12 protein-coding genes and 1 pseudogene are annotated in these 12,555 nt (G+C 63.1%); 3 read left to right on the top strand and 10 right to left on the bottom strand.

Annotation, left to right across the window (positions count from 1 at the left end):
• From PCE31107_RS18285 to PCE31107_RS18325, 9 genes and pseudogenes are all read right to left on the bottom strand, one after another.
• Positions 1 to 521: pseudogene (locus PCE31107_RS18285) on the bottom strand (allantoicase); the annotation flags it as partial.
• Between the two features lie 101 nt (positions 522 to 622).
• On the bottom strand, positions 623 to 1,144 hold the full coding sequence (gene uraD / locus PCE31107_RS18290; protein ID WP_370363962.1) for a 2-oxo-4-hydroxy-4-carboxy-5-ureidoimidazoline decarboxylase: 522 nt from the start codon (positions 1,142 to 1,144) through the stop codon (positions 623 to 625).
• Positions 1,145 to 1,290: 146 nt separating this feature from the next.
• A complete protein-coding gene (gene puuE, locus PCE31107_RS18295; protein ID WP_150610133.1) occupies positions 1,291 to 2,235 on the bottom strand; it encodes an allantoinase PuuE in 945 nt (314 codons plus the stop codon).
• A 367-nt stretch (positions 2,236 to 2,602) separates the two neighbouring features.
• Complete coding sequence (ldcA, locus tag PCE31107_RS18300) at positions 2,603 to 3,535, bottom strand: muramoyltetrapeptide carboxypeptidase (RefSeq protein ID WP_150610134.1); 933 nt, start codon at positions 3,533 to 3,535, stop codon at positions 2,603 to 2,605.
• The gene (gene tadA, locus PCE31107_RS18305; RefSeq protein WP_150610135.1) at positions 3,532 to 4,077 is read right to left on the bottom strand and encodes a tRNA adenosine(34) deaminase TadA; all 546 of its coding nucleotides are present in this window, start codon (positions 4,075 to 4,077) and stop codon (positions 3,532 to 3,534) included. Before tadA ends, ldcA begins: the two co-directional genes overlap by 4 nt.
• Positions 4,078 to 4,254: 177 nt before the next feature.
• Positions 4,255 to 5,058 carry a 2,5-didehydrogluconate reductase DkgB gene (dkgB, locus tag PCE31107_RS18310; protein ID WP_150610136.1) on the bottom strand — a complete coding sequence of 268 codons (804 nt, stop codon included), beginning with the start codon at positions 5,056 to 5,058 and terminating at the stop codon, positions 4,255 to 4,257.
• Positions 5,059 to 5,244: 186 nt separating this feature from the next.
• A complete protein-coding gene (locus PCE31107_RS18315; RefSeq protein WP_240756246.1) occupies positions 5,245 to 5,916 on the bottom strand; it encodes a GntR family transcriptional regulator in 672 nt (223 codons plus the stop codon).
• A 2-nt stretch (positions 5,917 to 5,918) separates the two neighbouring features.
• The gene (locus tag PCE31107_RS18320) at positions 5,919 to 6,788 is read right to left on the bottom strand and encodes a ParB N-terminal domain-containing protein (RefSeq protein WP_150610137.1); all 870 of its coding nucleotides are present in this window, start codon (positions 6,786 to 6,788) and stop codon (positions 5,919 to 5,921) included.
• Positions 6,789 to 6,936: 148 nt separating this feature from the next.
• The gene (locus tag PCE31107_RS18325; RefSeq protein ID WP_165385276.1) at positions 6,937 to 7,551 is read right to left on the bottom strand and encodes an LON peptidase substrate-binding domain-containing protein; all 615 of its coding nucleotides are present in this window, start codon (positions 7,549 to 7,551) and stop codon (positions 6,937 to 6,939) included.
• 387 nt (positions 7,552 to 7,938) lie between these two features.
• Here PCE31107_RS18325 and PCE31107_RS18330 point away from each other — a divergent pair, with 387 nt between their 5' ends.
• The gene (locus PCE31107_RS18330) at positions 7,939 to 8,643 is read left to right on the top strand and encodes an SDR family oxidoreductase (RefSeq protein WP_150610139.1); all 705 of its coding nucleotides are present in this window, start codon (positions 7,939 to 7,941) and stop codon (positions 8,641 to 8,643) included.
• A 193-nt stretch (positions 8,644 to 8,836) separates the two neighbouring features.
• Here PCE31107_RS18330 and PCE31107_RS18335 read toward each other — a convergent pair whose 3' ends face one another.
• On the bottom strand, positions 8,837 to 9,709 hold the full coding sequence (locus PCE31107_RS18335; protein ID WP_130025829.1) for a LysR family transcriptional regulator: 873 nt from the start codon (positions 9,707 to 9,709) through the stop codon (positions 8,837 to 8,839).
• 169 nt (positions 9,710 to 9,878) lie between these two features.
• On the opposite strand from PCE31107_RS18335, the gene PCE31107_RS18340 reads away from it, so the two are divergent.
• Both PCE31107_RS18340 and PCE31107_RS18345 read left to right on the top strand, forming a co-directional pair.
• Positions 9,879 to 11,204 (top strand): MFS transporter, encoded by a 1,326-nt coding sequence (locus tag PCE31107_RS18340; RefSeq protein ID WP_017232069.1) that lies wholly within the window; start codon positions 9,879 to 9,881, stop codon positions 11,202 to 11,204.
• A gap of 156 nt (positions 11,205 to 11,360) precedes the next feature.
• Positions 11,361 to 12,551 (top strand): M20 aminoacylase family protein, encoded by a 1,191-nt coding sequence (locus PCE31107_RS18345; RefSeq protein ID WP_150610140.1) that lies wholly within the window; start codon positions 11,361 to 11,363, stop codon positions 12,549 to 12,551.
• Positions 12,552 to 12,555 lie beyond the last annotated feature (4 nt).

Raw genomic sequence — 12,555 nt, forward strand, 5'->3', positions numbered from 1 at the left:
CTCTGCGGCAAGCCATACACGCGCAAACGCGCCAGACCACCATCGGGGTACAGGTTCACTCGCACATGGGTCACCGCGCGCGACTGCGTGATCGCATGGTAGTGGTGCGCATTGCCCTGCAAGCTGGTCGACGCCAGCAATTCGAACCACTCGGCCGACTCGCCCGGGGCGCCGTCCGGGCTGTGGCAACCCTCGAGCGACGCGGCCGGCGGAAAGTTGCCGGTGAAGTGGCTGGTGTCGAGGTCAACGCCAAACAACACGCCCGGTCGCGCCAGCTTGACCACGCACCAGTCGTAGCCGTTCACACGCTTGCGACGTGTCTCCCAACCATCCATCCACTTGCCGTTGTCGTCGTATTTGCCCGGGATGAAGACGGCCGGCTCTGGATTGAGCATGCGCTCCTTGGCTGCGAAGAATTCGTCGCTGGCCTCCAACGCCTGCGCACCCAGGCGCGGATCAGCCAAGTTCACGTAACGGCGCACAAATTCCGGTGCGTTCGGGTCTTGCGGGGCGAGGGCCATGCCAACTCCTTGGTGCTGGGTAATGTCTGAAACGGGGCGAATCGGGTTGCAACGCACGGGAACCGCTCGGGCCGACACTATCCGGCCGGTCTCCTTACGGTTCAGTCGCGAACCAGATCCTGCAGACGGAATCCGGCGATACGGAAGATCTGTCGCAAGCATTCTTCGATCTCGTCCGCCCGGCTGTTTGCAACGCGCGCCGCGAAGTTTTCGATGATGCTGGCACGCGTATGCCCACGCACCGCCAGGATGTACGGGAACCCGAACTTGGCTTTGTACGCATCGTTGAGTTCGGTCAGTCGCGCAAATTCGCCGGCACTGCACTGGTCCAGCCCCGCTCCTGCCTGCTCACGCGTGGACTCGGCCGTCAGTTCGCCTCGTACGGCCGCTTTGCCCGCCAATTCCGGGTGAGCACGGATGAGGTCGAGCTGAGGGCCTTCGCCAGCATCGATGACGGCCTGGCACAGGGCGTCCTGCAACGCCTCGACGGTGGCAAACGGACGGTCGTCCCAAGCCGCTTCGGCCACCCAAGGCGAATGCTCGAAGATGCCGTCGAGCGCCGCAACGAACTCGGCACGGGGCAACGCCGACAGTTCGGCAACGGTACGTTGGGTCATAGACAACGGGGCGTTCATTCACTGCTCTCCCGGAGAACAAAGGTGGCGCCCCGCCATGCTTTTCGCACAGCCCAGTGACGCCTGTCGGATTCAAATTTCTACCAGTGACCACGCCGGTTCCCGACGTAGCCGCCTCACCCAAATCTGCTCGCTCACGCCGCCACGTACGGATGGCGGGCCTGCCAGTGACGTGCCACGTCAATTCGACGACACACCCACACACGATCATGTTTCTCAATGTGATCGAGGAATCGCTGCAACGCCGCAAATCGCCCTGGGCGACCCAGCAAGCGGCAATGCATGCCCACCGACAACATCTTCGGCGCCTCGTCCCCTTCCGCATACAAGACGTCAAAGGCATCGCGCAGATAATGGAAAAAGTGATCCGCCGTATTGAAGCCCTGCGGTGCCGCGAAGCGCATGTCGTTGGAATCAAGGGTGTAAGGCACGACAAGGTGAGGCTTGACGTCCCCCGTCCCGGTCCGCACCTGTGTCCAGAATGGCAGGTCGTCGCCATAGTTGTCGGAGTCGTACACGAACCCGCCCTGCTCGACCACCAGACGCCTCGTATTCGGGCTGTCACGACCGGTGTACCAACCCAGCGGTGCGCTCCCCGTCATTTCCTTGAAGATGTCGATGGCAATGCGCATGTGCTCACGCTCAGTCGCCTCGTCCATGCTCTGGTAGTGAATCCAGCGCCACCCGTGACACGCGATCTCATGCCCCAATTCCTGAAAAGCGGCTGTCACCTCGGGATGGCGCTGCATGGCCATCGCCACGCCAAACACAGTCAACGGCAGCCCGCGGCGCTCGAATTCGCGCAAGATGCGCCACACGCCCGCCCGCGACCCATATTCGTAAATGGACTCCATGCTCATGTGACGCGCTTCGTACGCCGCCGCGCCAATGATCTCGGACAGGAATTGCTCGGACGCGCGATCACCGTGCAATACACAATTCTCGCCGCCTTCTTCGTAATTCAGAACGAACTGAACGGCAATGCGCGCACGCCCCGGCCAGTCGGCAAACGGTACGTGACGGCCATAACCGATGAGGTCGCGCGGATAGTCGCTGGAACTTGCAATGTGGTTGGCCATGGTGTCCTGGCATTCGGGGAATGGCGAAACGATCGAAGCAGTGTAGCCAAATCCATCCCGCGGAAACATAGCCAGATTCGGATATTCAGGCTGTGCTTAAACGTATAGTCGCCCCCGCACGACCCCGCCCTTTCACGCGTACTCCTTCGCTCAGGCTCATTCGGCACCCTCCCCGCCCGCGGATTTCAGCTCGCGACAAATCCGCCAAAAATACCCTCAAATAGCACAAAAAATCCTATATCTTCACCCAATACGCATCAATCTACGCAACAACAAAAAAGCACGCCGGGCCGTTGTATCGACCCGGCGTGCTTTCGCTTGCCACTATGCCGCTTTACCGAACGCTCAGTCGGCGCTCGCTTGGAAATTACGCATACAGACAGGGATATCCCGTAAGCGTCAGCGTGACCTGCGCCCCGGATGTCTGCAGTCTGGCCTGTCCGCCCACCGGCAAGGTCAGTTTGTCGGGGCAATGACCAAACGGCATATCGGTCACGATCGGAATGCCGATCGCTTTACGCACGCTCTCGATCATCGCAGGCATGTCGTATCCGTTGTCGTATTCGGTCACTCGGTACTGTGAGAAATCCCCAAGCACCAACGCACGTTGACGCGCCAGAATGCCGGACTGATGCAACTGGTACAGCATCCGCTCAACCCGATACGGCGGCTCGTTGACATCTTCGACGAACAACACGCCCCCCTCGATCTGCGGCAGGTACCGGGTACCGATCAGACTGCAGACCATCGCCAGGTTCCCGCCCCACAAGGTGCCCGATACGTCGATATCGCCGCTCGCCCCATCGCCCTGCCACTCGGCCACATGACTCGGCGAACGCAATACGGACTGGAATTGCGTCAGGGTGAAATCGCTCAGCGGTTCGGCCCCGAAGTCCGCCAGCAACATCGGCCCCGCAAACGTGGTGAGATGGGCCTGCGCCAACAGTGCCAACTGCACGGCCGTGAAGTCGCTATGACCGATGATGGCGACCGGTGCTCCCGATAACCGGCGATGCAGGCCGTCGTAGTCGAGCTGGTCGAGCAGATGCACGGCGCCGTATCCGCCGCGCACCGCGAGCACGATCTCGGGCACGGGATGGTCACGCCCCGCCAACTGGTTGATTTCGGCAACGCGCTCGGCATCGGTTCCCGCAAAGCGCAAGTACCGACGCGCAAGCGCCTCGCGATTGCTGACGGTGTAGCCGAGTCGCTCCAATGTCGCGATGCCGCGCGAGGCGACGTCGGGGTCGGGCGCGTAGCCCGACGGGGCAATCAGTTCGAGAAGCCTGGTCTGCGTCAATTGAGGGATCCCGGTGTTGGGGTTGGGGTCTCGCCCACCGCCTCGGCGGCCGCCGACGAGCGACGCGCCTTCGCAGCGGCACGTCGTTCACTGAAGAAGGTCTGGAGAATGTCGACGCACTCGTCGCGCATGACCCCGCCGAGCACTTCGGCATGATGATTGAGCCGAGGTTCCGCGAACAGGTCGACCACGCTGCCGCATGCCCCGGTCTTGGGATCCGCCGCCCCATACACGACGCGCTTCACGCGCGCATGCATGATCGCACCCGCACACATGACGCACGGCTCGAGCGTCACGTACAGCTCGCAGTCCGGCAGGCGATAGTTGCCCAACGCCTGTGCCGCCGCGCGCAGCGCCTGCATTTCGGCATGAGCCGACGGGTCATGGCCGCCGACCGGACAGTTGTGTCCAACGGCAATCACCTGTCCGCCGCAAACGACGACGGCGCCGACCGGTACCTCTCCCTGCACCATCGCGGCGCGGGCCTGCTGCAGCGCCAGGCCCATGTAGGTCTCGTCGGTGGCGGGTAAATCTCGATTCATGAAACGTTGACGAAAAGCCGCCGCGCGTCGCCCGCCCCGTTTCGGACGCGCCCCGCACAGCGCAATTGGCCGCTATCGGCAATGCGCTATTCTCGCACACGCCCCGCCACCGTCACACATCGAGCGCGTGCTCCGCAATCCCCCGCCGCACCCGCAATCCCCCGACTCGCGCGTATTTCAGTCCCAAGCCGGCGCGAGCGACGCCGGATTGGCCTGACGCTCGTTGCGATCGAGCGTGGCGATCCGTGCCATGTCGTCATTGCTTAGCCTCAGGTCGCACGCCTTCATGTTGCTCGCCAGATTCTCGCGCTTGGTGGACGATGGAATGACGGCGTATCCCTGCTGCATCGCCCACGCCAGGGCGACTTGCGCCGTGGTCGCCTCGTGCGCCTCGGCAATTTTCACGAGCACCGGATCGTTCAAGACTTTTCCGTACGCCAGCGTCATGTATGACGTGACGTGAACGCCCTGCGACCGCGCAAATTCCGCCAGTTTGCGGTTCTGCAGGTATGGACTCAGCTCGATCTGCAAGGTCGCCAGCTCGCCAGGCCCCACAATGTCAATGGCCTGCTGCAGTAGCGCAACGGTGAAATTGGACACGCCGACGGCACAGGTCAAGCCCTGCTCGCGGGCTTCGCGCAACGCGCCAAGGTATTCCGCCATCGGCACTGTGTTGGCCGGCGACGGCCAGTGAATCAGCGTGAGATCGACCCGGTCGGTGCCGAGCTTCAAGAGACTGTCCTTCAGGCTCGGAATCAACTTGTCACGGGAAAAGTTGTCGACCCAGATCTTGGTGGTCAGATGCAACGCGTCACGCTTGACGCCCGATGCCGCCATTGCGCGCCCGATGTCGGCTTCGTTCTCGTAGATCTGCGCGGTGTCGATCGCGCGGTATCCCAGCGCGAGCGCCTGGGTAACGGTATCGACGACGGTTTGGCCCTTCAAACGGAACGTGCCGAGGCCAAAGGCGGGAAGACTCATGAGTGCAACTCCTGTCAGATGCGTCGCGCCAGGAAAATCAACGCCCGTTGAACGGCGCGACGGAAGTGCACAGTGTCCCGGATTCGCGCGCACACAAGAAGCCCCCGCAGACGAACAAGATTCGTGCACTGAATTCACAAATAAGGGCGAATCGGGGCGTCGACCGCTGCGATCGACTGTGGCGACTCAGACAGCAGCCTGCGGGAGGAAGCTGGCGTCTTCGCGCGCCATCGCCTTGATTTCGTTACGGGTGGCGAGGATATGCGCCTCAAGCAGGGACACGACCGCCACCACGTCGCGACGCCGGCATGCTGCGAGAATTTCGTAGTGATCGTGCTGCGGGTTCTCTTTGCCGGTCGCCTGCGACATCGCCAGATGCGAGTAGCGGTCGGTGTTCAGGCAGTAGGCTTCGACGAGCATCCGCAAACGGCGGTTGTTGGCGGGCGCCGACAGCGCAAGATGGAAGCGCCGGTTGTATTCGGCCCATTCCGAGACGGCTTCGGACGCCGAATAGTCCGCCAGGATCTGTTCCATCCCCTGGAAGTCACGCTCCGCCATGTTGGGCACGGCAAGCTTCGCGGCATGGCATTCGAGCGCGACACGAATGTCGAGCAACTCGCACAATAGCTCGAGGTTCATGCTCGTCACGGTCGCGCCACGGTTCAGATGGTGGGTAACCAACCCCTCCGCTTCCAATTGCCGCAACGCTTCGCGCACCGGCACCCGGCTTGCGTTGAAGCGCTCGGCAAGGGCTTCCTGACGCAGTTGATACCCACCCGGGAGCACGCCGCGCAAGATTTCGTCTCGCAGCGTGTCGCGGATGGCCTCATGAAGGGCTTGGGATCTGGGTGTTCGCATACTTACTTGCCCGCTCGCGCCTCCGCCAGCGCAATGGTCAGATGGGCCACCCGCTTCTTGAGCGCATCGCGCTCGGCGGTCATGGCTTTGAGTTCCTTTGACAGACGCGTGAGTTCGTCGGTCGGCTCCGCAGTGGTGTCCCACGGCGGCGTGCCGTCGTCTTCGTCAGCGATCTCATCGTCCTTCCTCTTGCGTGGCTTGACCGGACGCGCCTCACGCACCTGACGCGCCAGCTCACGCAACTCCTGCTTGCCAGCGACCACCGCGGCCACCTGTGCCGCCTGCGGCAAGGTCGAGACGGCCGCTGCCGCGTTGATCGACACCTCCCCACGCTTGACGGCATCCACCAACTCCGGCGCCGCCGCCGTGTGGATCTGCTCGATCTGCCCCAGCGTATTGCTCGACAATCGCGCCGCACGCGCCAACGCCGCGCGCGTGAGCGCCATCGTATGCGCGGGGATCGACGCATTGCCCCCCGTTGCCTCGGCCGAATCGCTCGCCGAAGCGGCCGGCGGCGCCTCGGCTTTCGCCGGACTGTCGCTACCGGTGCGGGCTTCGAGAATGGTCTTCTTGCGCAACGCCAGCACGCCGCGCTGGTAATCGGACACGCTGCGCCGGCCCAGATGATTGTCGATCATCCACAGGCGCACATCGTCCATGGATTTGAACGACAGGTTCTGCACCGTGCGGAATTCGATGTTGTGCTTGCGGCAAATCGCGTAGCGATTGTGGCCGTCGACCAGCACGTCGCCCCACAGTACAAGGGCGTCGCGACATCCCTCGACCAGCAGGCTCTGTTCGAGCGCCGCATATTCATCAGGCGTGAGCGGATCGATGTATGCCTTGAGTTCTTCGTTGATCTGGACTGTCATGGATTTCTGTGACGATGCCGCCGCCCCCCGGTACCGCTGGCTGCGGCACGGCGCGGAACGTCGGCATGGAAAGTCGTTGCAGGCGGCATTATCGCCTGTGTGGCCGGCTTTGACGAAACGAGCGCCCGGACCCTGCCCGGGTTGGCGTTCAGGACAGCACGCCGTGATCGGTCAGGAACGCCTGAATGCGCGACAGACGCGCCGCCGGATCGATGATGCCCAGCAGGGCCTCTTTCTCGTGCGGCGGCAGCGGCAACAGCTCGGCCCATCGATCCGCGACCCACCCGCACTCGTCCAGACGATACGGCGGTGCGAGCGGCAATTTTGCCGCGCGTGCCGGGTCGCGCTGCAAGCCGGCGATCAGCTTGCCCAGTGTGTCGGCACTGATCTGCAAGTTGTCCGGGATGGCGATGTCGACGTCGTCCGGCAGCATTTGCGCTTCGCCCGTCCAGAGACCGTACTTCCCCTGCTCGACGGACGCGAGCCGAAACTTGGTCGTGCCACGGCACACGAGCTCGAGCAGCGACGGCATGGTCGCGCGCCAGTCGTCGATGCGCGCCATCGTGCCGATCATGGCGGGCTCCTCGACGCCGTCGGGCAAGCGTACCTCGCTGCCCTTGCGCAGGACGACCACACCGAATTCGGTGCCCTCGGCGAGACATCGCTTGATCATGTCGAGATAGCGCACCTCGAAGATGCGCAGATGCAACACCCCAGCAGGAAACAGGGCGTTGCCAAGCGGGAAGAGTGGGATCTGGACCATGCCATATGATGACACGAAGTCACTCGCGGTATGCGCCATTGTCTTGCGACGGCGCCTAGCGCCTACCCGCCCGCAAGCGACGCAACGCGATGACCGTTTGTCGCAATCCCCCGCGGCCGAGCGCGCGGCCGGCGCCTCATCGAGCAACGGCTCGACAAGCGGGCTGCCCCCTATGACGGCCATCGCGGCCGGATGTCGCTCGACCCGCCTCACGCCCAATGCCGCCCCGAGGCGCGGTTTTTCTGAGCGATGGCCGCCCACGTAACACCGGGTTCCCTGGTAGCGAGCCGGTGTGTCATCGGGGATGCGCCGAGATGTTACGCTTTCAGACGCGAATCGTAATGCGGGCTGCCGTTGTGGGCATGCCAGCGTCTCTGGAGGTTAGGTATGACAGTGGAAAAAGTGGCGTTGATTACGGCGGGCGGCAGTGGCATGGGCGCTGCCGCGGCGCGGCGTCTCGCGGCAGATGGCTTCAAAGTCGGCATCCTGTCGTCGTCGGGCAAGGGCGAGGCCCTGGCCACGGCGCTGGGTGGCGTGGGCGTGACGGGGTCGAATCAATCGAACGAGGCGCTGGCGACGCTGGTCGCGTTGGCCGTCGACCGCTGGGGACGTATCGATGTGCTGGTCAACAGCGCCGGTCACGGACCGCGAGCGCCGATTCTGGAGATTTCGGACGACGACTGGCACCGCGGCATGGACACCTATCTGATGAACGTGATACGCCCGACGCGGCTGGTGACGCCGGTCATGCAGAAGCAAGGTGCGGGCGCGATCATCAACATCTCGACGGCGTGGGCGTTCGAGCCGAGCGAGATGTTTCCGACTTCCGCGGTGTTTCGCGCCGGTCTGGCATCGTTCACGAAGCTGTTTGCAGACAAGTACGCGAAGGACAACGTGCGGATGAACAATGTGTTGCCGGGATGGATCGACAGCCTGCCGCAGCAGGAGACGCGCCGTGAGAGCGTGCCGATGCAGCGTTACGGCACGGCGGAAGAGATCGCCGCAACCGTGGCGTTCCTCGCGTCGGAAGGCGGTGGGTACATCACCGGACAGAACATTCGCGTTGATGGCGGACTGACGCGCTCGGTGTGAGCGTCGCGCGCCTGCCTTCACCGGATCAAATCGGTATGGCTGCCTCCCTCCCCCATCGCGCACAAGATTGGAGCGGCTCTATCCCTCGGGAACTATCGATACAGGCACGGCCACGATCGTCAGGCTGACATTCCGATGGACGCCCCTCCGTCTGGAGCTAGCTTGAGAACGCCACTCGTGGCTGCCCGCAAACTCAAGCCTGTGCCAGGACCTGCTGCGCGATGACGCTCGTAATGCCGGTCTTGTCGTCGCGCACACGCGCCAGCAGACCAATGCTACGTTGCTCGGTCACGTCGGGCAGCGCGACGACGCGCAGGGTGTCTTCTTGCGCCCATGTGGCGTTGCGCAGCATTGGCACGACGGTGACGCCGAGTCCCTGCCGCACCAGCCCCACAATGCCCTCAATCGAACTCAACTCCAGGAATTCGTTGACCTTGATGCGCTGACGCCGCAAAGCGCGATCGATCAGCGCCCCCGTGCGTTGTGTGTGGTCGAATCGCAGGAAGGGTTCCGTCGCCAGCAGCCGCGCGCTCAACGCCTGCTTCATTCCGGAAGGCGCAAGCATCACCAAAGGCTCTCGATACAAGGGCGTCCAGCGCACCCCCGCGGGCCGACGCCCCGGCGGCTCGACCAGCACCGCGCAGTCAATATCACCGGCGTCGAGCTGGGCCGTCAGTTCCATCGAGCGCGCGGTCACGATCGAGACCTCCAGGCCCGGGCGCGCCTGCTTGATCTGCAGCACGGCGGGCGCCAACGCGCTCACCGCTGACTCGATCGCACCAATCGCGACAGGGCCGACGGGCGACTCGATGCCGGACGCCAATATGCGCATGTTCTGGTATTGCGCCAGCAACAACTGCGCGTGCGGCAGCAACGCCCGGCCCATGGCGTTGAGTGCAATCGAACGCCCCACCCGATCGAATATTGCGTGACCGAACTCCTCTTCCAGCGCGCGCATTTGCATGCTCACCGCCGACTGCGTCATCGCCAGACGTTCGGCCGCCGAAGCGAACGAGCCGTACCGAGCCACCGCTATGAAAGTGCGCATGAATCGCAGGTTGCTCACGGGTTTCCTCGCGGGTCGTGTCGAGATCCCGTCGACCGCGAATTCATCAAAATATTTGCGATGACGGATCACAAATTCTAGCTTTTATTGATTTTTTTACACAAGCAGAATCAGTCGGAGCAAGTAAATCCGGCTTGCCACGGTCAAACTTCGAGACAGGAGCCTCTCCATGGAAGTTTCAGTTGAGCGCGACAGCGCCGCTACCCCGACAGCCCCGGAACGATCGGGCAAACGTATCGACGTAGGCGTGATTGCGGTATCTACGATCGGCAATGCGCTCGAATGGTTCGATTTCACGGTCTTCACGTTTTTCGCGGCCAACATCGCCCGCCAGTTCTTTCCCAGCGATAACCCGACCGCCGCCCTGCTCGCCACCTGGACGACGTTTGGCGTGGGGTTCCTCACGCGGCCGCTCGGCGGCATTGTTTTGGGTAACGTCGCCGACAGGCATGGCCGCAAGTCGGCCCTGCTGCTGACCATCTCTGTCATGGCGGTCGGTGTCGCCGTCATCGCCTTTGCGCCGACCTATGCGTCAATCGGCATGGCCGCACCGGTGCTGATGTTGATCGGCCGCTTCCTGCAAGGCTTTTCCGCCGGCGGCGAAGTGGGCAGCGCCACCGCCTTTCTGGTCGAGCATGCCCCGGTCGAACGACGCGGCGTATACGGCAGCTTCCAGATGATCGCTCAGGCCTGCAGCATGTTGCTCGGGGCCATCGTATCGGTGGGCATCACGCAAACCCTGACACCGGAGCAAATCGACGCATTCGGATGGCGCATTCCCTTCGCAATCGGCCTGCTGATCGTGCCGGTCGGCCTGTATGTGCGCTCGCGCCTGGACGAATCCCCGGTGTTCAAGCACGCCACCCAGCATGCCGAGCCCCGTCGCTCGCCTTTCATCGAATCGGTGACCACGCACTGGCGACAGGTGCTGGCCGGCTTCGGCCTGACGGTGTACGGCACCATTGGCACGTACATCTTTTATTACTACATGCCGAGTTACGCCACGAAGTCGCTGGGCATTCCGTTCAAGAGCAGCGTGATCGCGTCGCTGTGCGCGGCGGTCGCTTACATCGTCGGCACCTTTGCATCGGGTCGGATTTCAGACGTCATCGGCCGCAAGAAGCCGATGGTCGCGTCCGGCGTGATCAGCCTGGTCATCACGTATCCGCTGTTCCTGGCCGTGAGTCACACGCCGACACTGCCGATGCTGATCCTCGTGCAGTGCTGCCTGATGCTCTCGCTCGGCCTGTTCCAGGGCTCGTATTGCGCCTTCGTCTGTGAACTCTTCCCATCGCGAGTACGTGCCACGTCGATGGCGATTGGCTACAACTTCGCGGTCATGATCTTCGGCGGCTTCGCCGGCGCCATTGCCACGCTTCTCATCAGTTGGACGGGGGACAAGCTCGCTGTCGTGTACTACGGAATGTTCGGCGCGGCAGTGGGCCTCATCACGATCCTGATGCTGCAAGACCGCTCGCGCATGCCGCTGCAGTAACGATTCGCGCATCGCTCCCCATGCGCGGGACGTCGTCTCGCGCGTGTCTGACCCACTTCTGTCCCACAACGCGCCCCATGGCCAATGTCGCGCCCCGGCTTTCTTGACGATCGCCGGCGGCGGCGCCATCGGGGCCTCCATGGAGAACCCGCTTACATGTCCATCATTCCCGAAATCGCTGAACGCACCACCGAGTTGCAGGCCATTCGCCGCGACCTCCACGCCCACCCGGAGCTGCGTTACGAGGAAGCGCGAACGTCCGACATCGTTGCGCGTCTGCTCGAATCCTGGGGTATCGAGGTCACCCGCGGCCTCGGCAAGACAGGTGTCGTCGGCGTGTTGCGCAACGGCACCGGCAAGAAGACCATCGGTCTGCGTGCCGACATGGATGCCCTGCCCATCCAGGAACTCAACAGCTTTGCGCACGCCTCGCAATATGCCGGCAAGATGCATGCGTGCGGTCACGATGGTCATACCGCCATGCTGCTGGGCGCTGCGCAGCACCTTGCCACGCATCGCACGTTCGACGGCACGATCGTGTTCATCTTCCAGCCCGCGGAAGAAGGCGGTGGCGGCGCCAAGGCCATGCTTCAGGACGGCCTGTTCGAGCGATTCCCGGTCGACGCGGTGTTCGCGCTGCACAATTGGCCGGGACTCGCCGCCGGTAGTTTTGGTGCACGCGTGGGTGCGACGCAGGCGTCGAGCAATGAGTTCCGGATCGTCGTCAAGGGGACGGGCGCGCACGCCGCCATGCCGCACGATGGCATCGACCCGGTCCTGACAGCCATGCAGATCGGTACCGGCCTGCAGAGCATCATGACGCGCAACAAGCGTCCGATCGATGCTGCCGTGCTATCCATCACACAAATGCAGGCGGGCGAAGCGATCAACGTCATCCCAAACACCGCCACGTTGGCCGGCACCGTGCGTACGTTCTCCATCGAAGTGCTCGATCTGGTGGAGACTCGCATGCGGGAGTTTTGCACGTCGACGGCGGCCGCCTATGGCTGTACGGCGGACTTCACGTTCGTGCGCAATTACCCGCCGACCGTCAACACGGCGACCGAGACGCAGTTCGCCGTCGATGTCATGCGAGAGATCGTCGGGCGCGACCACGTTGTCTACCCGATCGACCCGACCATGGGCGCGGAGGACTTTTCATTTTTCCTGCAAGAGCGGCCGGGGTGCTATGCGTATATCGGCAACGGGCTGGGCGATCACCGCGCGCACGGGCACGGGCTCGGCCCATGCATGCTCCACAACACAAGCTATGACTTCAACGATGACGTGCTGACGCTGGGCTCCACGTATTGGGTTCGACTGGCGGAAGCCTTCCTGGTCGCGTGACACG

The sequence above is a fragment of the Pandoraea cepalis genome, from assembly GCF_902459625.1.
Classification (GTDB): domain Bacteria; phylum Pseudomonadota; class Gammaproteobacteria; order Burkholderiales; family Burkholderiaceae; genus Pandoraea; species Pandoraea cepalis.